Source organism: Micromonospora costi (genome assembly GCF_003626655.1).
Lineage (GTDB): Bacteria > Actinomycetota > Actinomycetes > Mycobacteriales > Micromonosporaceae > Micromonospora > Micromonospora costi.
In genome coordinates this window covers 770715-790988 of record NZ_RBAN01000003.1, presented here as the reverse complement: position 1 = coordinate 790988, position 20274 = coordinate 770715, and the positions used below count along the sequence as shown (strand labels likewise).

The window sequence follows — 20274 nt, the reverse complement described above, 5'->3', positions numbered from 1 at the left end:
CGTCCGGCCCTCGACCGATTAACGGCGCCGCCGGTCGGTTCAGGCGGATTCGCGCAGGATCAGCTCGGTGGGGAGCGTGACCGCCGGCTCGATGGTCTCCCCGGCCGCGAGCCGCAGCAGCTGCCGGGTCATCTGCCGGCCGATTTCCTGGATGGGCTGGCGGACGGTGGTCAGCGGCGGCTCGGTGTAGGCCGCTGTCTCGGTGTCGTCGAAACCGATCACGGCCACGTCGTCGGGCACCCGCCTGCCCGCCTCGCGCAGCGTACGCAGCGCGGCCTGCGCCATGAGGTCGGAGGCGACGAAGACGGCGTCCAGGTCGGGATGCGCGTCGAGCAGGCGCCGCATGGCGGCCGCCCCGGACTCCCGGGTGAAGTCCCCGGTCGCCACCCGTTCGGCCAGCCCGGCGGCGGCCACCGTGTCCCGGTAGCCGGCGAGCCGCTCGATGCCCGCCACCATGTCCTGCGGGCCGGCGATGGTGGCGATCCGTCGCCGGCCGCTGTCGATGAGGTGCCGGACGGCGCGGCCCACCCCGCTCACGTGGTCCACGTCCACGTAGGGGAGCGGGGCGTCGTCGAGCGGCCGGCCGCTGCACACGACCGGGATGCCGAGCCGGGCGAGCCGGGCGGGCAGCGGGTCGGCCGCGTGCAACGACGCGAACAGCACGCCGTCGACGTGCCGGCCGGTCGTGTAGCGGGCGACCCGCTCGTGCCCGGCCGGCGAGCCGGCGAGCATCAGCACGAGCTGCTTGTCGGCGGCCTCCAGCTCCTGGCTGACCCCGCGGATGATGCCGGGAAAGAACTGGTCGTCGGAGAAGACCCGGGTGGCCGCCTCCGGCATGACCAGGGCGATGGAGTCGGTCCGCTGGGTGACGAGGCTGCGGGCGGCCAGGTTCGGCACGTACCCCAGCTCCTCCACCGCCCGGTGCACCGCCTCCCGGATGGGCTCGGCGACCGTGGTGGAGCCGTTCACCACGCGCGAGACGGTGGCCCGGGAGACCCCGGCCCGGCGGGCCACCGCTTCGAGCGTCGGTCGTTGCGCCGTCGTCATCGCCGACTTCCCCCCGCTCGTGTCACAGCCCGTTCCGGGAGATCACCTCCTGGTACCACCGGGCGCTGGACTTCGGTGTGCGGCGCTGGGTCAGGTAGTCGACGTGCACGATCCCGAACCGCCTGCGGTAGCCCTCCGCCCACTCGAAGTTGTCCAGCAACGACCATACGAGATAGCCACGGAGGTCCACGCCCCGGGAGATCGCCTCGTGCGCCGCGCGCAGGTGCCCCTCCAGGTAGGCGATCCGGTCGGTGTCGAGGACCTGCGACGGACCGCCGGGGAAGTCGGCACCGGGCTTGTCGGGGTACGCGGCGCCGTTCTCGGTGATGAGCAGCGGTACCCCCGGATAGTCGGTGGCGATCCGCTCCAGCAGCCGGGTCAGCCCGGCCGGTTCGACCATCCACCCCATGTCGGTCAGCGGGCCGACCGGCGGAAGGAACTCCACCGCGCCGTCGGTGCCCGGGTACGCGCCCCCGCCGCCGGCGCCGTCCGGCCGGCCGGCCACGTACGTCGGCTGGTAGTAGTTGATCCCGAGCAGGTCGATGGGCGCGGCGATCAGCTTCTCGTCCCCGTCCCGCACGAACGTCGGCTCGACGATCCGGCCCACGTGCTCCCGCACGTCCTCGGCGTAGCCGCCGGCGAGCAACGGGTCCAGGAAGATGCGGTTGTGCAGGCCGTCGACCAGGCGTACGGCCGCCGCGTCGGCGGCGCTGGACCCGTCCGCCGGGCGTACGTCGGCGGGGTTGAGGGTGATGCCGATGGTCCGCGCGCCGGCCGCGCGCAGCGCCCGCGCCGCCAGGCCGTGCCCGAGCAGCAGGTGGTGCACGGCGGTGAAGGCCGCCGCCGGGTCCTGCTCGCCTGGCGCGTGGACGCCGCTGCCGTAGCCCAGGTACGCGGAGCACCACGGCTCGTTGAGCGTGGTCCAGACGTCGACACGGTCGCCGAGCCGGCCGTACGTGGCGGCGGCGTACGTCGCGAAGTGCTCGGCGGTCTCCCGGTTGGTCCAGCCGCCGCGGTCTCCCAGGCTCTGCGGGAGGTCCCAGTGGTACAGCGTGACGATCGGGTCGATGCCCCGGGCCAGCAGGGCGTCCACCAGCCGGTCGTAGAAGTCGAGGCCGCGCGGGTTGACCGGGCCGGTGCCGTCCGGCTGGATCCGCGGCCAGGCGATCGAGAAACGGTACGCGCGCAGCCCCAGCTCGGCCATGAGCGCCACGTCCTCGGCGTACCGGTGGTAGTGGTCGCAGGCGACGTCCCCGGTGTGCCCCTGGTGCACGCGACCGGGGGTGCGGCTGAAGGTGTCCCAGATGGAGGGGCCGCGCCCGTCGTCGCGCGCCGCGCCCTCGATCTGGTACGCGGCGGTGGCGGCGCCCCAGAGGAAGTTCTCGGGAAATCGGAGACTGCTCACGCCTTGACCGCACCTTCCATGATCCCGCCGATGATCTGGCGGCCGAACAGGACGAAGACCAGCAGCAGGGGCAGCGTCGCGAGGGCCGTGCCGGTGAACACCTGCGACATGTCCTGGTAGTACCCGTCCGAGAGCGCCCGTAGCGAGAGCTGCACGGTCGGGTTCTCCGGGTCGTTCAGCACAGCGTACGGCCAGAGGAAGTCGTTCCAGGTCGTCATGAACGTGAGCAGCCCGAGCACCGCGGCGGCCGGGCGCAACGCCGGCACCACCACGTTCCACCAGATCCGTGCGGTGCCGCAGCCGTCCACCCGGGCCGCCTCGATCAGCTCGTCGCTGACCGCCTGGCCGGCGTACTGCCGCATCATGAACACGCCGAACCCGGTGACCAGCGCCGGGACGATCACCGCGGGCAGCCGGTCGTTCCAGTTCAGCTTCGTCATGAGCAGGTACAGCGGGATGACGCCGAGCTGGGTCGGCACCATCATGGTCGCGATGATCACCAGCAGCAGCGCGTTCCGGCCGCGGAAGCGCAGCTTCGCGAAGGCGAACCCGGCCAGGCTGGAGAAGAGGACCACCGAGACGGTGACCGTGCCCGCCACGATCGTCGAGTTGATGAGACCGGTCAGGAAGTACGCGTCGGTGTTGCCGAACAGCCGGGCGATGTTGGCGCCCAGGTTGCCCCCGGGGGTGACCGGCGGTGGCAGCTGTCCCATGGCGTCGCTGGAGCGGCTGGCCACCACGAACATCCAGTAGATCGGGAAGATCGACGTCACGGTGGCGAGGACCAGGGCCAGGTAGGTGAGCGGGCTGGCCCGCCAGAGCCGGCTCATGGAAGCTCTCCCATCGCCGCCCGGCCGCCCGGCGTACGCCCGCCGAGCCGCCGGATGATCGCCACGTTGACGGCCGCGACCACGGCGATCAGCGCGAAGAGCAGCCAGGCGACGGCCGAGCCGTACCCGAAGTTGTAATGCGGCGCGAAGGCGTTCTCGAACATGTACATGGTCACCGTCTGCGACTCGCGCAGCGGCCCGCCGCGGATGGGGTTGGTGCCGGAGTGGAAGAGCCGGGGCTCGGTGAAGAGCTGGAGCCCGCCGATGGTGGAGATGATGACGCAGAAGATGATCGTGGGTCTGAGCAGCGGCACGGTGATCGACCAGAACTGCCGGGCCCGGTTCGCGCCGTCGATCGCCGCGGACTCGTACAGGTCGCGGGGGATGGCCTGCATGGCGGCCAGGAAGATCAGCGCGTTGTAGCCGGTCCACCGCCAGTCCACCATGGCCGAGATGGCCACCCAGGAGGCGAACCGGTTCGACTTCCACTCCACCGGATCCAGCCCGACCACGTCGAGCAGCCAGTTGACCATGCCGAACTCGCGGCTGAAGAGCACCCCGAACACGATCGCCACGGCCGCGGTGGAGGTGACGTTGGGAATGAGCACGGCCATCCGCCAGCCGGTGCGGAACCGCAGCCGGCGGTTGAGCAGGTTCGCCAGCCAGAGCGCGGCGAGCAGCTGCGGGACGGTGGAGATGACGAAGATGCCGAGGGTGTTGACCACCGCGTGCCAGAAGTCGGGGTCGGCGAGGAGCCGGGTGTAGTTCTCCGCACCGACGAACGCGTGGTCGCTGCCGAGCAGGTCCCAGTCGTGCAGCGAGACCCAGAACGTGTAGACCAGCGGGTACGCGCCGAAGACCCCGAAGATCAGGAAGAACGGGGCGATGTAGAGGTACGGGGAGAACCGGGTGTCGAGCCGGCTGAGCCGGACACTCGGCGACCGGCGGCGGTGCGGCGCCGGTGTGACCGGCGGGCGGGCGTCGAGCTGGACGGTCATGCCCAGGGGTTCCTTTCCGCGGTGCGGGCGGGACCCGTGTCACACCGGGCCGGCGGATCGCCGGCGCGGCCTCCGGGGCCCGCCCGCACGCTGGCTCGGGCTACTTGGCGGCGGCCTTCTTCGCGTTGGCCACCGCGTCGGTCCAGCCCTGCGCGGGGCTGCGCTGGCCCAGCTCGACGGTGCGTACCGCGTTCTCCACCTCCGTACGGACGGCCTGGTTCTTCGGGCCCATGTAGACCGGCTTCAGGTTCTTCGCGCCGGCGGCGAAGATCTGCCCCACGGGCGCGTCGGAGAAGTACGCGTTCGTGGCGTCGGCGATGGCCGGGTCGTCGAGCGCCTGGGGCGAGGAGGGCAGGGGGCCCTTGGCCTTGAACGCGCCGATCTGCCCCTTGGCGCTGGTCAGGAACTTGGCCAGCTCGATCGCCCGGGCCTGGTGCTTGCTCTGCTTCGGCACCGCGAGGTACGACCCGCCCCAGTTGCCGCCGTTGCCGGGCACCCGGGCGATGTCCCACTTGCCCTTCGCGGACGGCCCGGCGTTGCCCTCGATCACCCCGGTCATCCAGGCCGGGCATGCGATCGTGGCGAACTTCGCCTGCTTGAACGCGGAGACCCACTCCTCGGACCAGGCGAGGTACTTCCCGGCGAGGCCCGAGTCGACGATGTCCATGGTGGTGTCCCACGCCTGCCGCACCGCGGGGTTGCTGTCCACCACGAGGTTGTCACTGGTGTCGTAGTAGCTGTAGCCCTGGGTGTTGCCCGCGGTCTGGAGCAGGATGGTGTTGAAGGTGTTGGTGGCGGCGTCCACGAAGGAGGCCCCGGTCTGCTTCGCCGCGAACTGCTCCCCGACGCGGATGTAGTCCGGCCAGGTGGGCCACAGCTTCGAGACGGCGTCCCGCTCGGTGGGGAGGCCGGCCTTGGCGAACAGGTCCTTGCGGTAGCACATGGCCATCCCGCCGACGTCCGTGCCGAGGCCGATGAGCTGCTTCCCGTCGGCGGTGAGCCCGGCGTTCCACTTCCAGTCGAGGAAGTTGCCCTTGAGGTCGGCGGCGCCGTGGTCGAGCAGGTTCACGAAGTTGCCGGGGTTGGCCTTGTACTCGACGAGCAGCCCCTCCTCGATGGCGACGATGTCGCCGGCGCCCTTCCCGGCGGCGAGCCACTGGGTCAGCTTGGGCGAGTACTCGTCGAGGTTGCCGCCGGTCCCCCGCTCGACGATCTTCACGTCGGGATGGGCGGCCATGTACTCCTGGTACAGCTGCTCGTAGCCGAACTGGCCGAACACGTCCACGGTGAGCGTGATCGGACCGTCCTCGGCGGAGTCGCCGCCACCGCAGCCGGCGGTGACGACCAGGGCGGTGGCGGCGGCCAGGGCCACCGCGGCGAGGCGGCGGCGCGGAATGACACCCATCTGTCTCTGACCCCTCTCAGGTCGGGCGGGTGGTGGTCGGTACGGATCTGAGAGAGCGCTCTCACGACAGGGTGGTGTGCGTCACGCTACATGTCAAGAGAGCGCTCTCTCTGCCGTCCGTCCGCCGTGTCCGTCCGCCTCGTGCGGAGGCCTCACCAACGCCGAAGAGTGGCCCTCCCACCGGGAGTGGCCACTCTTCGTGAGGGTCGGGTCAGCTGACCCGCAGGCCGTCCAGCAGCGCCGGGTCGCCGGACACGTCGAGCGTGTCGAAGCTGACCCGACCCCACAGCGCGAGCAGCAGGTCGCTGGCCGTGCCGCTCACGTGCACCCGGGCGTGGTGGTCGTCGTGGTCCAGGAGGGTGTCCGTGTCCAGCAGGGCCACCCCCTCGCCCCGCAGCCGCAGGTACCACTGCTGCGCCGCGTCGACGGCCGCGAGCTGCACCACACCGTGCCACTGGCCCGGAGTGCGGCGCCGGCCCGCGGGAAGCCAGGTGTCCAGCACCTCGCTCACCCCGTCGGCCGCGAGCTTCGCCTCGATCGGCTCGCCCGCCGCGATGGCGAGCTGGGCGTCCCAGCGGTGCACCGCCGTCTCGTGCGCCGCCCGGCGGGGCCAGAAGGCGGCCTTCTTCGGCTGCGGCGCCCAGTTCCACGCCGTGGCTTCCGGGTCGAGCCCGTCGAAGAGGGCCATCAGCCGGTCGTACCCCTGCTGCCAGTACTGCAACGGGGTGACGCCCGCGTCCGGCTCGCCCAGGTCGGCACGCTGGCGGGGCGCGATGACCTGCCCGGAGCCGGCGAACGAGGCCACCCAGTGGTAGAAGCCCCCCAGGTGCAGGGTGAGGTCGGCGACGGTCCAGCCGGGGCACGAGAGCACCGGTGTCTCGGGCGGCGCCTCGGCCACCGCGGCGGCGAAGGCCGGGCCCTCGACCCGGAGCGCACCGATCCAGAAGTCCTTCGTGCCATGCACTCTGCTCATCGCCATCCTCCCGGGGGTGACCCGGCCACCAGTGGGTGCCGCGGCTACCCCTCAGCCTAGGGTGAAGGGTGTGTCAGACGTCTACGCCCAGCCGACAACCGGAGCCGACGCGACCGACGTGAGCGCCCTGGCCAGTTACACCACCTTGCGCATGGGCGGTCCCGCCGGCCGGATCGTGTCGGGCGCCAGCGCCGAGGAAATCGTACGAGCGGTGCGCGAGGCGGGCATGCGGGAAGAGCCCGTGCTGGTCCTCGCGGGCGGCAGCAACGTGGTGATCGGGGACGACGGCGTTCCCGGCACCGTCGTGCTGGTGCGTTCCCGGGGGCTGCACGTCGTCGCCGAGGACGCCGACACGGTGACCGTACGGGTCGAGGCCGGCGAGCCGTGGGACGACCTGGTGGCCGACACGGTGGCCAACGGCTGGTCCGGCCTGGAGTGCCTCTCCGGCGTCCCTGGCTCCACAGGGGCCACCCCCATCCAGAACGTCGGCGCGTACGGCCAGGAGGTCGCCGAGACCATCACCGGGGTCGAGGTGTACGACCGGGCCGAGGGGGCCACCGTCCGGGTCGCGGCCGCCGACTGCGGCTTCGCCTACCGGAGCAGCATCTTCAAGTACAGCGACCGCTGGGTGGTGCTCTCCGTCGACTTCCGGCTCGCCCGCTCGCCGCTCTCCGGTCCGGTCCGATACGCGGAGCTGGCCCGGGGGCTGGGCGTGGAGGTGGGCGACCGGGTGCCGCTGGCCGACGCCCGGGCGACGGTGCTGCGGCTGCGGGCCGGCAAGGGCATGGTGCTCGACGCCGAGGACCCGGACACCCGCTCGGTCGGCTCGTTCTTCACCAACCCGGTGCTGGACCGGGCCGCGTACGAACTGGTGCGCGAGCGCGCCGCCGACCTGGGCGAGCCGCCGTCCTGGCCCTGCCCCGGCGACCTCGTGAAGGTGAGCGCCGCCTGGCTCATCGACAAGGCCGGCTTCGGCAAGGGGCACCCGGGCCCGGGTGGCGTCGCCATCTCCAGCAAGCACACGCTCGCGCTCACCAACCGCAGCGGCCGGGCGTCCACCGCCGACCTCGTGGCCCTCGCCCGGGAGATCCGCGACGGCGTCCACACCCGCTTCGGCGTAACGCTCCACCCGGAGCCAGTGCTGGTGAACTGCGAGATCTAACCCCACTCCCCGCGATCTTGCAGTTTGTGCCCCGGCATAGGGGACATAAGCCTCGAACGAGGGGCCGAAAGTGCAAGATCGCGGGGGGCTACCGTGGGGCTACCGTGGGCCAGGGCACCGTCAGCTCGCCCAGGCGCCAGCGGGTCGGGCGGTCCAGCAGGGGCCACCCGGCCTCCTTCAGCGACCGGACGGCGTGCACCCAGCGCTGCCGGGGGCCGAAGACCGCGTACCCGGCGGCGTCGCGCCAGGCGTCGTCGAGCGCCCGGATCAGATCGTGCACCCGCTCACCCGGCACGTTGCGGTGGATCAACGCCTTGGGCAGCCTTTCGGCCAGCTCGGCCGGGCTCTCCAGGGTCGCGAGCCGGGCCGCCAGCGTCAGCGAGCGCGGCCCGTCGGCGTCGATCAACAGCCAGCCGCCCAGCCGGCCCAGCTCGTCACACGTCCCCTCGACCAGCACACCGCCCGGGGCCAGCGCGGCCGTCGTCGTCCGCCACGCCTCGGCCACCTCGCTCTCGTCGTACTGGCGCAGCACGTTGAGCGCGCGCACCAGCACCGGGCGCAGCCCGGCCAGCTCGAACCCGCCGCGGGCGAAGGTCAGCCACGGCGGGTCGGCGGCCGGCGCCGCGGCGGCCACGCGGGCCGGGTCGATCTCCAGCCCCACCAGGCGTACGTCGGGTCGTACGCCGGCCGCCAGCCGCGCGCGCAGCTCCACGGCGGTGACCGGGGTCGCGCCGTAGCCGAGGTCCACCACGAGCGGGTCGGGTGCGGCGCGGAGCAGGTCACCGCAGGCGGCCACGATCCAGTTGTCCACCCGGCGCAGTCGGTTCGGGTTCGTGGTGCCCCGGGTGATCACGCCGTACGGCCGGCGTCGCCCCGCTCCCGTGGTCACCGTGACCGCCGGACCGGCCTCGACACCGCGAGCGACCGCGGCACCCGCACGCCCGGCTCACCCCCCGCGCTTCACTGCGCGACCCGGTGCACCTTGTGCTGGGCCGCCTGGGCCAGCGGGCGGACCACCAGCCGGTCCACGTTCACGTGGTGCGGACGGGTGGCGCACCAGGCGATGCAGTCGGCCACGTCCTCGGCCACCAGCGGCTCGGGCACCCCGGCGTACACGGCCTCCGCCCGCTCGGCGTCACCGTCGAACCGGACCAGGCTGAACTCCTCGGTCTTCACCATCCCCGGGTCGATCTCGATCACCCGGATCGGACGGCCGGACAGCTCCAGCCGCAGGGTGCCGGCGATCGCGGTCTGCGCGTGCTTGGCCGCGGTGTAGCCGCCACCGCCCTCGTACACGGTGAACCCGGCCGTCGACGAGACGATCACGATGGTCCCGGCGCCGGACGCCTCCAGAGCGGGCAGCACCGCCTGGGTGACCCGGAGCGTGCCGAGCACGTTGACGTCGTACATCCACTGCCAGTCGCCGACCGAGCCGGACTCCACCGGTTCCAGGCCGCGCGCGCCACCGGCGTTGTTGACCAGCACCGTGACCGGCCCCGGAGCCGCGGCGGCCGCCTCCGCCAGAGCGGCGACCGACTCGTCCGACGTCACGTCGCACTCCACCGCCGTGGCGCGGCCACCGGCGGCCTCGATCTCGGCGACGAGCGCGCCAAGCCGGTCGGCGCGCCGGGCCGCGGCGAGCACGTGGAAGCCCTCGGAGGCGAGCCGGCGGGCGGTGGCCGCGCCGATCCCGCTCGACGCTCCGGTGACGATCGCGACAGAGGTCATCCGGTCATTGTGACGCCCGGCCGGACGGCCGCTCCGGCCGGGCGTGTCGCCGCTCACCATGAGGTCCGTCACGCCCGACCGCCGCCACCGCGCATTACCGAGCGCCGATCGGGAAGATGACATCCGGCGTACAGGTTGACCAAGACGCCGGTCGTGCGAGACGGCATCAACCGTGACCAGGGGAGCGGACGTGGCGGAACTGCACACCGGCGTCGGTCGTCAGCGAGGAGCACGTCCGTGGCCGCGGCCCCGGCGGATCGCCACCCTCTCGGTGCACACTTCACCGTTGCACCAGCCCGGCACGGGCGACGCCGGCGGCATGAACGTCTACATCCTGGAGGTCGCCCGGCGACTGGCCGAGGCGAACGTCGAGGTGGAGATCTTCACCCGGGCCACCTCGGGCGACCTGCCCCCGGTGGTCGAGATGGCGCCGGGCGTGCAGGTCCGGCACATCACCGCCGGGCCGCTCGAAGGGCTCACCAAGGAGGAACTGCCGGGGCAGCTCTGCGCCTTCACGGCCGGGGTGCTCCGCGCCGAGGCCGCCCGCCCGCCGGGTCACTACGACCTCATCCACTCCCACTACTGGCTCTCCGGCCAGGTCGGCTGGCTCGCCAAGGAGCGCTGGGGCGTACCGCTCGTGCACACCGCGCACACCCTCGCGAAGGTCAAGAACGCGCAGCTCGCGGCCGGGGACCGGCCGGAGCCGAAGGCGCGGGTGATCGGCGAGGAGCAGGTGGTGGCCGAGGCCGACCGGCTGGTGGCCAACACCCGGGCCGAGGCCCGCGACCTGATCGAGCGGTACGCGGCCGGGCCCGAGCGCGTCGCCGTCGTCCAGCCGGGCGTCGACCTGGGCCGGTTCCGGCCGGCACCCGGGGACCGGGAGCTGGCTGCCGCCGCCGCCCGCCGCCGGCTGGGCCTGCCCACCCGGGGTTACGTGGTGGCCTTCGTCGGCCGGATCCAGCCGTTGAAGGCTCCCGACGTGCTGGTGCGCGCCGCCGCCGCGCTGCGCGCACACGCCCCCGCGCTGGCCGAGCAGCTGACCGTGGTGATCTGCGGGGGCCCGAGCGGCAGCGGGCTGGACCGGCCCACGGCTCTCATGGAGCTGGCCGCCTCGCTCGGCGTCGCCGACCGGGTGCGCTTCCTGCCGCCCCAGACCGGCGACGACCTGCCGGACCTCTACCGGGCCGCCGACCTCGTCGCGGTGCCCTCGCACAACGAGTCGTTCGGCCTGGTCGCCCTGGAGGCCCAGGCCTGCGGTACGCCGGTGCTGGCCGCCGCCGTGGGCGGGCTCGTCACCGCCGTGCGCGACCAGGTGAGCGGGGTGCTGATCGACGGGCACGATCCGGTGGAGTGGGCGCGTACGCTCGCGCGGCTGCTGCCGGACCGGCTGCGGCGGAAGACCCTGTCCCGCGGCGCCGAGCGGCACGCGCACGGCTTCTCCTGGGACCGCACGGTCAGCAACCTGCTGGCCGTGTACGGCGAAGCGATGGCCGCGCACCGTGACCGCCTCGCCGCCCAGCTCGCCGGCGACGCCGCCTTCTCCTGTTCCTGGTAGGCGGGCCCGGCCGGTGCCGGGCGGGCGTCACCGGGTGGGTCACCGGTCCCGGCCGTAGAGTGGGTCCGGTGAGCGGGAAGAGCGATCTTGCGGCCCTCATCGAGTCGGTCTGCGACGAGCGCGAACTGGCCTGGGAAGCGACCGGTCCGCACTCGTACGCCGTGACCCTGCCCGGCACCCACAAGCTCAAGACGATCTGCAACCTCATCGTCGGCGAGCACGCGCTGCGGATCGAGGCGTTCGTGATGCGGCAGCCGGACGAGCGGCGCGAGGAGTTGTGGGCGTGGCTCCTGCAGCGCAACGCCCGCATGTACGGCGTCTCGTTCTCGATCGACGCTGTCGGCGACGTCTACCTCACGGGCCGCGTCAACCCGGCCGGCGTCGACGCGGAGGAACTGGACCGGTTGCTGGGCGCGGTGCTGACGTACGCCGACGAGTCCTTCGACACGATGCTGGAGATCGGCTTCGGCAGTTCGATCCGCCGGGAATGGGAGTGGCGGGTCAAGCGCGGCGAATCCACCGCGAACCTTGCCGCGTTCGCCCACCTCTTCGAGCCGTCGGGAGGTTCGGAGCCGTCCTGAGGGGTATGCCGCACCGCGCGGTGCGGCAGGTTTGGGACCCTCCGCGCGCCGAGGACGGACTGTCGAGGAGCGTGAGCGTCTCATGGCTCAGCGGAACAGCTCAGGTCGCGGCGGGACTGCGACCAGGACCAGGCAGCGAACGGGTAACCGGACCCCGAACACGCCGATGATCTCCGAGTCGGAGATCTCGCGGATGCGGGTGGACGACATCCGCGGCCAACTCCGCAAGCGCGGCGTCTCGGGAATCTCCGCGCTGCGCAAGCCGGAACTCGTGAAGGAACTGGTGCGGACGTTGCGCTCAGGCGGCGGCGCCGCGCGTAAGGCCACCGGTCCGGCGGGCCGGGCGACTGGCACGCGGTCGGCGGGCCGGGCCGCTGCCACGAAGAAGACGGCCGCTGCGCGGGCCGGTAGGGCCGCGCCGAGCCGGGCCAAGGCGGCACCGGCGAACAAGACCGCGCCGGCGAAGAAGGCCGCCGCGAAGAAGGCCGCCGCCAAGAAGACGGCGGCTGCCAAGAAGACGGCGGCTGCCAAGAAGACGACGGCCGCCAAGAAGACGGCGCCTGCGAAGAAGGCGGCGGCCGCGAAGAAGACGGTCGCCGCCAGGAAGACGGCGCCCGCCAAGAGGACGACCGCCAAGCGGACGACGGCGGCCGCCAAGAAGACGACGGCCGCGAAGAAGGCGCCCGCCAAGAAGACGGCGGCGAAGCGGACGGCGGCCAAGAAGACGACGGCGGCGAAGCGCACGACGGCCGCCAGGAAGACCGCCCCCGCGCGGACGACGGCGGCCGCGAAGAAGACGGCGCCTGGCAGGAAGGCCGCGCCGGCGCGGAAGACCACGGGTGGCCGTACGGCCGCGACGCCGACGGGCGGCGGCATGGCCGCGACGGCGCCGACCGGCATTCGTACCGGGAGCGGCACCGCCAGGTCGGCGCGCTCGTCGCAGGTCATCTCGTCGCTCGCGGACCGTCCGGAGCGTCCTGGGCGGAGCCTCGTGACGAGCAACCACGAGGTGATCCAGCGCTGGGCCCAGGAGCGCGGGGCCAAGCCGGCCACGATCGCGGGCACCGAGCGGGAAGGCCGCGCCGGTGTGCTCACGTTCAACATTCCCGGATACCGGGAAAGCAGCCGGATCCGCGAGATCACCTGGGACGAGTGGTTCCACACGTTCGACCTGCGCCGGCTGAACCTGATCTACCAGGAACAGATGCGGGACGGGCGGCAGAGCAACTTCTTCCGTACGGAATCACCCGATCGGGAGGACGCCTGATCCGTTTGCGGGAATGCCCGGCGGGTATGCGCTGTTGTCACCAACCGAGGCCCGGAGCAGGGATCCTCCGTCGGCTGTGACCGGCGAGACAGTCGAAGCAGGTTGAAACCGTAATCCGGGCGAATTAGCTTTATTGCGCCGCGCCACGCTTGGAAACGTTCGGGGGAGCGGCGGATCGATCAGATCCGTGCACCAAGCGAGGCGCGAGGGACGGGTGGATCAACCGTTGGGGGACGGTGCCCACCTGTTTGGACCGGCGGCGCGAGCGGGCGACGCTTACGGGGGTGAGTGTTGCCCGCCGCCGCCGGCCCCACCTTTCGCGGTGCCCACCACTGCCATCCGGCATGGTGGGCACTTTGCGTTGTGGGTAGCGTCGTTCGGTCCCTGCCGAGCTGCCCCAGATTTGGGGCACACCACGATGCGCGTCGGGCGCATCCGAGGTCAGCTGGGCGGCATAGGGACATATCGGCGATTCAGCGAGAATCGTCGCCGTACTACGCGCCGTGGACCGGCTTGGGTGATCCACAGCAGATCGCCGATATGGCTCGGTCCGAGCGATGGCGACCCCGCCAGATCGGCGACATGGAGTCGATCACCCTGGCCCTGCCCCATCGCCGCCCCATATCTGGGGCAGCTCGACAGGGACGAGACGCGCGCGTCGAGGCGGCGACCGGCCGACGTGTGCGGAGCGCTCGTCAGACGGCGGGGACGCGGTCTTCGGCCTCGGTCCGGTCGGCCCGGCCGTACGCCATGCTCCGGCGCAGCGCCGCGACCCGCCGTTCGCGGGGCGGCCCGGCGAGCAGGTGCCCGGCGGCGGCGACCAGGCCGAGGCCGCCCACGATGAGCCAGTGCGCGGAGCCGAGGTACTGCAGGCTCACCCCGCCCAGCGTGGGCGCCACGAACGAGGCGGCGGGGAAGGTCAGGTAGAAGACCGACTGGTAGCGGCCGCGCAGCTCGGGCGGCGCGAGGTCGGCGTTGATCTGTGCGTTCGGCGGCGCGGCGAGCATCGAGCCGATCGTCCAGACGACGGCGGCGCCCAGGTAGACGGCCAGCTCGTCGGCGATGGTGAGCACGCCGAACCCGAGCGCCATCAGGCCGGTGGAGGCGGCGAGCACGACGTGCTTGCGGTGCCGGTCGATCAGCCGGGGCACGAACAGCTGGCCCAGCACGATCAGCGCACCGCCGAGCGCCACCACGAGGCCGTACGCCGACGGGCTCAGCCCGTCCGCGCGCATCGCCAGCGGCATGATCGTCGAGGTCTGCATGCTGAGGACGGCCAGCACGAAGGTGAGCCCGACGAAGGTCAGGAAGATCCGGTCGGTGAGCGCGGTGAGCAGGCCCGGCCGCCGGGCGCGGCGTGGTGCGGCCGGGCCGGACGGCGGTGCGGAGGCGGACAGCGCAGCCGGCGCCTCGGCGCGTGCCGCGGGCGACGGCGTGGACGTGCCGCGCAGCGTCTCCGGCACCTTCCAGGCGATCACACCGGCGGTGGCCAGCGTGGCGGCCGCGTCGACCAGGAACAACGCGAGGAAGCTCGCCTCGGCCAGGACGCCGGCCAGCAGGGACGCGACGGCCATGCCGAGGTTGAAGGCCCAGAACTGGAGGTTGAAGGCGCGCGACCGGCGTGGCTCGGGCACAAGGTCGACGATCGCCGCCACGAAGGCCGGGCTGGGCATCGAGTGCACGACCCCGACCAGCGCCGCGAGCACCGCGATGAGCACCAGGTGCGTGCTGAGGGCCAGCGCGACCATCAGGCCGGCGGTGGTCAGGTGCGCCACGAGCAGGGTGGCCCGCCGCCCCCAGCGGTCGGTGAGCACCCCGCCCAGCAGCACCCCGACGGCGCCGCCGGCCCCGTACGCACCGACCACCATGCCGGCGAGGGCCTCGCTGGCGCCCCGCTCGTCGGTGAGGTACAGCGACAGGAAGAGCATCGCGAACGCGCCGGCGCGGTTGATGAGGATGCCCGCCCAGAGGTACCAGAAGGTGGCGGGTAGCCCACCTGCGGTTTCGTGCCACCAGCGGCGCAGGGGGTGCACCCGTCCTCCAGACAGTTCGGTTTCTTAACCGTTTCCGCCCCGACCGTATCGGACGCTCCGGGCCGCCCGGACCGACGCCCGGTGACATCCGCCCTGCGGTGACCCCGCCGCCGTCAGTTCGCCCGGACGGGCTCGGCCGGTCCGGTGGCGGCCGCCTCGGCCGTCGACGGCACCGGCGGCTCGATGGTCGTGACCGGGACGGCCGACTGGGCGGCGCGGCGCAGCGCCACGGCACGCCGCTCGCGGGCCGGGCCGGAGACCAGGTGGGCGACCGCCATGACACCGCCGATCGCGGCGCACGACGCCCAGAGCGCCGTGTTGCCGGCGTGCTCGCGGACCACGCCGCCGAGGATCGGCGCGGCCGCGCCGGCGATCTGCCAGGAGAGCGAGAACACGCCCTGGTAGCGACCGCGCAGCTCGGCGGGGGAGAGCTCGGCGATGAGGGTGGCGTTCGAGGGCGAGTTGAGCATCTCGCCGACCGTCCAGATCAGCACCGTGAGCCCGTAGAACCAGGCGACGTCGGCGAACGCGGTGAGCCCGAAGCCGACGCCCGTCACGAGGGAGGCGAGGGCCAGCACGTGCGACCGGCTGCGGCCACGGATCAGCCGGGGCACGAAGAGCTGACCGACGACGATGAGCACGCCGTTGAGCGCGATCACCGAGCCGTACGTGGCGGGGCTCAGACCGGAGTCGCCCATGGCGATCGGCAGCATCGAGATGTGCTGGAGGAAGACCAGCGCGGCGAAGAGGTTGAGCGCCACGAAGCCGAGGTAGATCCGGTCGCTGAGAATGGTGCGCAGCGCGCCGGCCGGGGCCGCCGTGCCCGCGCGGACGGGGCTGGCCGCCCGCCGGGTCTCGCCCACGCGGGTGAAGATGACCACCGCGGTGATCAGGGTGGTGGCCGCGTCGACCACGAAGAGCAGCAGGTAGCCGGCCTGCGCGGCGAAGCCGGCGAGCACGGCCGCGCAGGCGAAGCCGAGGTTGATCGCCCAGTAGTTCAGCGAGAAGGCGCGCAGCCGGTCCTTCTCCGGCACCACGTCGATCATCATGGCGCCGAACGCCGGGCGGGCCGCCTCGGCGAACGCCCCGAGCAGCAGGGCGCCGAGCGCCACGGCCCACAGCGGTCGGGCCAGGCCGAGCGCCAGCATCATGGTGGCCGCGCCGAGGTGCGCGGTGAAGAGTGTGGGCCGCCGACCCCAGCGGTCGGCCAGCGTGCCGCCGATGGTGGTGCCGACCGCTCCGCCGACGCCCCACAGGCCGATCACCAGGCCGGCCTGGGAGGCGGAGAAGCCGCGCTCCTGGGTGAGGTAGATGGCGAGGAAGACCAGGACGAAGGAGCCGAGCCGGTTGATCAGCGTGCCGGTCCAGAGGTACCAGAACCGTGCCGGCAGTCCGCCCGCCGTCTCCCGAAACCAGCCCCGCACCGTCCGCATCCGCGCCGTCCCCCCGCTTCGGTAATGACCGATCTATCTGAAGCGCCTTACAACCTAGTCGCGGGCGGGAACGCTGGTCATCAGCTTTTCCACGTGGTGGTCGTCACGACGGGTCCCCGCGTGTCCGTGGGTGCCGTACGGCAGGATGATCCGTATGACAGCGAGCGAGGGGCCCACCATCGGGACGCTGGTCCTGCTGCGGCACGGCGAGAGCGACTGGAACGCCAAGAACCTCTTCACCGGCTGGGTCGACGTCGACCTGACCGCCAAGGGCGAGGCCGAGGCCCGGCGTGGCGGCGAGCTGCTCCGCGAGCACGGCCTGCTGCCGGACGTGGTGCACACGAGCGTGCTGCGCCGCGCCATCCGCACGGCGGAGCTGGCGCTGAGCGCGGCAGACCGGCACTGGATCGCGGTGCGCCGGTCGTGGCGGCTCAACGAGCGGCACTACGGCGCCCTCCAGGGCAAGAACAAGAAGCAGACCCTCGACGAGTACGGCGAGGAGCAGTTCATGCTCTGGCGGCGTTCGTACGACACCCCGCCGCCGCCCATCGACGACAACGACGAGTGGTCGCAGGTGGGCGACCCCCGGTACGCGCTGCTGCCCACCGAGCTGATGCCGCGCACCGAGTGCCTCAAGGACGTGGTCGAGCGGATGCTGCCGTACTGGTACGACTCGATCGTGCCGGACATCCTGGCCGGCCGTACGGTCCTGGTGGCCGCGCACGGCAACTCGCTGCGCGCCCTCGTGAAGCACCTCGACCAGATCTCCGACGAGGCGATCGCGAAGCTCAACATCCCCACCGGCATCCCGTTGCGGTACGACCTGGACCCCCACCTGCGCCCGCAGGTCCTGGGCGGGACGTACCTGGACCCGGAGGCCGCCAAGGATGCCGCCGCCGCGGTCGCCAACCAGGGCCGCTGACCCGACGACGAAGGCCCCCGGTCACCCGGGGGCCTTCGTCGTGCCGAGGGTCAGCTCGGCGAGGCGGCGGTCTCGCCGGTGATCAGGTAGACGACGTGCTCGCCCGCGTTCACGGCGTGGTCGGCGAACCGCTCGTAGAAGCGGCCCAGGAGGGTGGCGTCGATCGCGGTCTCCACGCCGTACGGCCAGTCGTCGCCGAGCAGCACGCCGAAGAGGTGCTTGTGCAGCTCGTCCATGGCGTCGTCGTCACGGTCGAGTTCGGCGGCGATGTCGGCGTCGGGCTTGGCGAGCACAGACCCGATCTTCTCGGCCATCCGGTCGGCGATGGCGGCCATGTCGGTGAAGATCTGCCGCAGCTCGGCGGGCACCGCGGGCGAGGGGTGCCGGCGCAGGGCGGTCTTGGCCACGTGGTCGGCCAGGTCGCCCATCCGCTCCAGGTCGGCGGCCACGTGCAGAGCGGTGATCATGGCGCGGAGGTCGGAGGCGACCGGCGCCTGGCGGGCCAGCAGATCGCAGACCCGCTCCTCGACGTGGCGGTAGAGGTCGTCGATCTCGGCGTCCCGCTCGATGACCGTCTCGGCCGCCTGCCGGTCGGCGGTGAGCAGGGCCCGGGTGGCCTGGCGCATGGCGGAGCGGACCCCCTCGGCCATGTCCACCAGCAGCTGGCTGACGATGTGCAGGTCGGCCCGGAACTCGTCGCGCATTGTCACGTCCTGTGGAATCCGTCGCCGGCGGGCTGCCGGCGCATCGTTTGAGCGGTGCGGACCACGGTAGGTCGTACGGGCGGATCCGACATTAACCCCGGTGAACGACGCCGGACGTGGAAGTGAACTTTGCCAGAAGCGAGCCTGATTCATCCCGTTCTGGGCGGTCGCCAGGTTAACAATGACCCTACGATCGCCGGGTGGAGTGGGTGGTGGCGGTCGTGGTGGCCGTGGCGCTGGCGGCCGGACTGGTCGTCGGGCTCCTGCTGCCCCGGTTCCGTGGCGGGCCGGGCCGCCGCGCCAGGTCGACCGGGGGCGGTGGCTCCCGATGGAGTACGGGGAGGCCGGCCATCGCCGAAGATCCGCAGGCCGGGCTCGGCCGCCGCACGATCGACTCGCTCCGGGCCGGCGTGGTGGTGCTGGACCCGGACGACGTGCCCGTCCTCGTCAACCCGGCGGCCCGCGCCATGGGGCTGCTGCGTACCGGCACGACCCCGGGCTCGATCGCGGCCCACCCCCTGATCCGTACCCTCGCCGGCCAGGTCCGGCGCACGGGCATCCGGCGCGAGATCGAGCTGGACCTCCCCCGGGGCCGCGACAGCGCGGGGGACAACCCGCTGGGCGTGCACCTGCGGGCCATGGGCGTGGGCGCCGGCTACATCGCCGTGGAGGCGGCCGACGTCACCGAGTCGCACCGGCTGGCCCGGGTGCGGCGGGACTTCGTGGCGAACGTCAGCCACGAGCTGAAGACCCCGATCGGTGCCCTCCAGCTGCTGGCCGAGGCGCTGCTGGACGCCACCGAGCCGGCCACCGACGCCGCGCCGGACCTGTCCGAGGACATGGTCGCCGCGCGCCGGTTCGCCGAGCGCATCCAGCACGAGTCGACCCGGCTGGGCCGGCTGGTGCAGGAGTTGCTCGAACTGACCCGCCTCCAGGGCGCCGAGCCGCAGCCGGCGCCCGAGCCGGTCTCGGTGGACTGGGTGATCGCCGAGGTGGTCGACCGTACGCGCACCACCGCCTCCGCCCGCGGCATCGAGGTCGTGGCCGAGGGCGACCGGGGGCTCACCGTGTACGGCAGTGACACCCAGCTCGCCACGGCGGTGGCCAACCTGGCCGAGAACGCCATCAACTACTCGGGCGACGGCACGACGGTACGGATCACCGTCCGTGGTGGCGAGGAGCACGTCGAGATCGCCGTGGCCGACCAGGGCATCGGCATCGCCCCCACCGACGTCGACCGGATCTTCGAGCGGTTCTACCGCGCCGACCAGGCGCGCTCGCGGGCCACCGGCGGTACGGGGCTGGGGCTGGCCATCGTCAAACACATCGCGAGCAACCATGGCGGACGGGTCGATGTGTCGAGCACTCTTGGTGGTGGGTCGACGTTCACCCTCCGGCTGCCCGCCCGACCCCCGGAAGACCTCCTGGCGACACTGCCGGGCGCTGGGATCGAGCCCGGTCCGGCCGAGCTTCGGCAGGTCTGACAGCAATGGAAAGGAATACCCGTTGAGCCGCGTTCTGGTGGTCGAGGACGAGGAGTCGTTCTCCGACGCCCTGTCGTACATGCTCCGCAAGGAGGGCTTCGAGGTCTCGGTCGCCGCGACCGGCACCTCCGCCCTGACCGAGTTCGACCGGACCGGCGCCGACATCGTGCTGCTCGACCTGATGCTGCCCGAAATGTCGGGCACCGAGGTCTGCCGGCAGCTCCGGCAGCGCTCGCACGTGCCGATCATCATGGTCACCGCCCGGGACAGTGAGATCGACAAGGTGGTCGGCCTGGAGATCGGGGCCGACGACTACGTGACCAAGCCGTACTCGCCGCGCGAGCTGGTCGCCCGGATCCGGGCCGTGCTGCGCCGGCAGAGCCCGGAGGCAGCCGAGTCGGGTGCCCCGACGCTGGCCGCCGGCCCGGTCCGCATGGACATCGAGCGCCACGTCGTGACGGTGGACGGCGGCCCGGTGCAGCTCCCGCTCAAGGAGTTCGAGCTGCTGGAGTTGCTGCTGCGCAACGCCGGGCGGGTGCTCACCCGGGGTCAGCTCATCGACCGGGTCTGGGGCGCCGACTACGTCGGCGACACGAAGACCCTGGACGTGCACGTGAAGCGGCTCCGTTCGAAGATCGAGCCGGAGCCGTCCGCGCCGCGGTACATCGTCACCGTGCGTGGCCTGGGCTACAAGTTCGAGCCCTGATCGGCGGCCGTCGGGTCGGGGGCCGCGCCGGACGCGTGGGC

General features: G+C 72.4%; 18 protein-coding genes. 7 read left to right on the top strand and 11 right to left on the bottom strand.

Annotated features, from left to right (window positions below):
* Positions 1-39 precede the first annotated feature (39 nt).
* From D7193_RS20295 to D7193_RS20270, 6 genes are all read right to left on the bottom strand, one after another.
* A complete protein-coding gene (locus D7193_RS20295) occupies positions 40-1047 on the bottom strand; it encodes a LacI family DNA-binding transcriptional regulator (RefSeq protein ID WP_120781063.1) in 1008 nt (335 codons plus the stop codon).
* A gap of 22 nt (positions 1048-1069) precedes the next feature.
* Entirely contained in the window at positions 1070-2452 is a 1383-nt protein-coding gene (locus D7193_RS20290) for a GH1 family beta-glucosidase (RefSeq protein ID WP_120781062.1), read from the bottom strand.
* A complete protein-coding gene (locus D7193_RS20285; protein ID WP_120781061.1) occupies positions 2449-3282 on the bottom strand; it encodes a carbohydrate ABC transporter permease in 834 nt (277 codons plus the stop codon). Before D7193_RS20285 ends, D7193_RS20290 begins: the two co-directional genes overlap by 4 nt.
* A complete protein-coding gene (locus D7193_RS20280) occupies positions 3279-4280 on the bottom strand; it encodes a carbohydrate ABC transporter permease (protein ID WP_120781060.1) in 1002 nt (333 codons plus the stop codon). The genes D7193_RS20285 and D7193_RS20280 overlap by 4 nt, the downstream gene beginning before the upstream one ends.
* A 100-nt stretch (positions 4281-4380) precedes the next feature.
* The gene (locus D7193_RS20275; RefSeq protein ID WP_120781059.1) at positions 4381-5685 is read right to left on the bottom strand and encodes an ABC transporter substrate-binding protein; all 1305 of its coding nucleotides are present in this window, start codon (positions 5683-5685) and stop codon (positions 4381-4383) included.
* Between the two features lie 211 nt (positions 5686-5896).
* On the bottom strand, positions 5897-6658 hold the full coding sequence (locus tag D7193_RS20270; RefSeq protein ID WP_120781058.1) for a maleylpyruvate isomerase family mycothiol-dependent enzyme: 762 nt from the start codon (positions 6656-6658) through the stop codon (positions 5897-5899).
* Between the two features lie 70 nt (positions 6659-6728).
* Between D7193_RS20270 and D7193_RS20265 the strand changes: the two genes are divergently transcribed.
* Complete coding sequence (locus D7193_RS20265; protein WP_120781057.1) at positions 6729-7820, top strand: UDP-N-acetylmuramate dehydrogenase; 1092 nt, start codon at positions 6729-6731, stop codon at positions 7818-7820.
* Between the two features lie 88 nt (positions 7821-7908).
* Here the strand turns inward: D7193_RS20265 and D7193_RS20260 are convergent, their stop codons facing one another.
* Together D7193_RS20260 and D7193_RS20255 are read right to left on the bottom strand one after the other, a co-directional pair.
* A complete protein-coding gene (locus tag D7193_RS20260; protein ID WP_120781056.1) occupies positions 7909-8709 on the bottom strand; it encodes a class I SAM-dependent methyltransferase in 801 nt (266 codons plus the stop codon).
* A 71-nt stretch (positions 8710-8780) separates the two neighbouring features.
* Positions 8781-9548, bottom strand: coding sequence for an SDR family oxidoreductase (locus tag D7193_RS20255; RefSeq protein WP_120781393.1), 768 nt, complete (start codon positions 9546-9548; stop codon positions 8781-8783).
* Positions 9549-9738: 190 nt separating this feature from the next.
* Between D7193_RS20255 and mshA the strand changes: the two genes are divergently transcribed.
* The 3 genes from mshA to D7193_RS20240 all read left to right on the top strand — a co-directional run bounded on the left by mshA (position 9739) and on the right by D7193_RS20240 (position 12951).
* The gene (gene mshA, locus D7193_RS20250; RefSeq protein ID WP_120781055.1) at positions 9739-11103 is read left to right on the top strand and encodes a D-inositol-3-phosphate glycosyltransferase; all 1365 of its coding nucleotides are present in this window, start codon (positions 9739-9741) and stop codon (positions 11101-11103) included.
* Between the two features lie 68 nt (positions 11104-11171).
* Positions 11172-11684 (top strand): type III secretion system chaperone family protein, encoded by a 513-nt coding sequence (locus D7193_RS20245; protein ID WP_120781392.1) that lies wholly within the window; start codon positions 11172-11174, stop codon positions 11682-11684.
* Positions 11685-11877: 193 nt separating this feature from the next.
* Positions 11878-12951: a hypothetical protein gene (locus D7193_RS20240; RefSeq protein ID WP_241563261.1), complete on the top strand. Its 1074-nt coding sequence runs from the start codon at positions 11878-11880 to the stop codon at positions 12949-12951.
* 695 nt (positions 12952-13646) lie between these two features.
* Here the strand turns inward: D7193_RS20240 and D7193_RS20235 are convergent.
* Positions 13647-14984: an MFS transporter gene (locus D7193_RS20235; RefSeq protein WP_120781053.1), complete on the bottom strand. Its 1338-nt coding sequence runs from the start codon at positions 14982-14984 to the stop codon at positions 13647-13649.
* 113 nt (positions 14985-15097) lie between these two features.
* Positions 15098-16417: an MDR family MFS transporter gene (locus D7193_RS20230; RefSeq protein ID WP_120781052.1), complete on the bottom strand. Its 1320-nt coding sequence runs from the start codon at positions 16415-16417 to the stop codon at positions 15098-15100.
* Between the two features lie 154 nt (positions 16418-16571).
* Between D7193_RS20230 and D7193_RS20225 the strand changes: the two genes are divergently transcribed.
* Positions 16572-17339: a phosphoglyceromutase gene (locus D7193_RS20225; protein WP_120781051.1), complete on the top strand. Its 768-nt coding sequence runs from the start codon at positions 16572-16574 to the stop codon at positions 17337-17339.
* Positions 17340-17389: 50 nt separating this feature from the next.
* On the opposite strand, the gene phoU is transcribed toward D7193_RS20225, so the two are convergent.
* Entirely contained in the window at positions 17390-18043 is a 654-nt protein-coding gene (gene phoU, locus D7193_RS20220; protein ID WP_120781050.1) for a phosphate signaling complex protein PhoU, read from the bottom strand.
* 200 nt (positions 18044-18243) lie between these two features.
* On the opposite strand from phoU, the gene D7193_RS20215 reads away from it, so the two are divergent.
* Both D7193_RS20215 and D7193_RS20210 read left to right on the top strand, forming a co-directional pair.
* On the top strand, positions 18244-19527 hold the full coding sequence (locus D7193_RS20215) for a sensor histidine kinase (RefSeq protein ID WP_174242673.1): 1284 nt from the start codon (positions 18244-18246) through the stop codon (positions 19525-19527).
* Between the two features lie 22 nt (positions 19528-19549).
* The gene (locus tag D7193_RS20210; protein ID WP_120781049.1) at positions 19550-20233 is read left to right on the top strand and encodes a response regulator transcription factor; all 684 of its coding nucleotides are present in this window, start codon (positions 19550-19552) and stop codon (positions 20231-20233) included.
* Positions 20234-20274 lie beyond the last annotated feature (41 nt).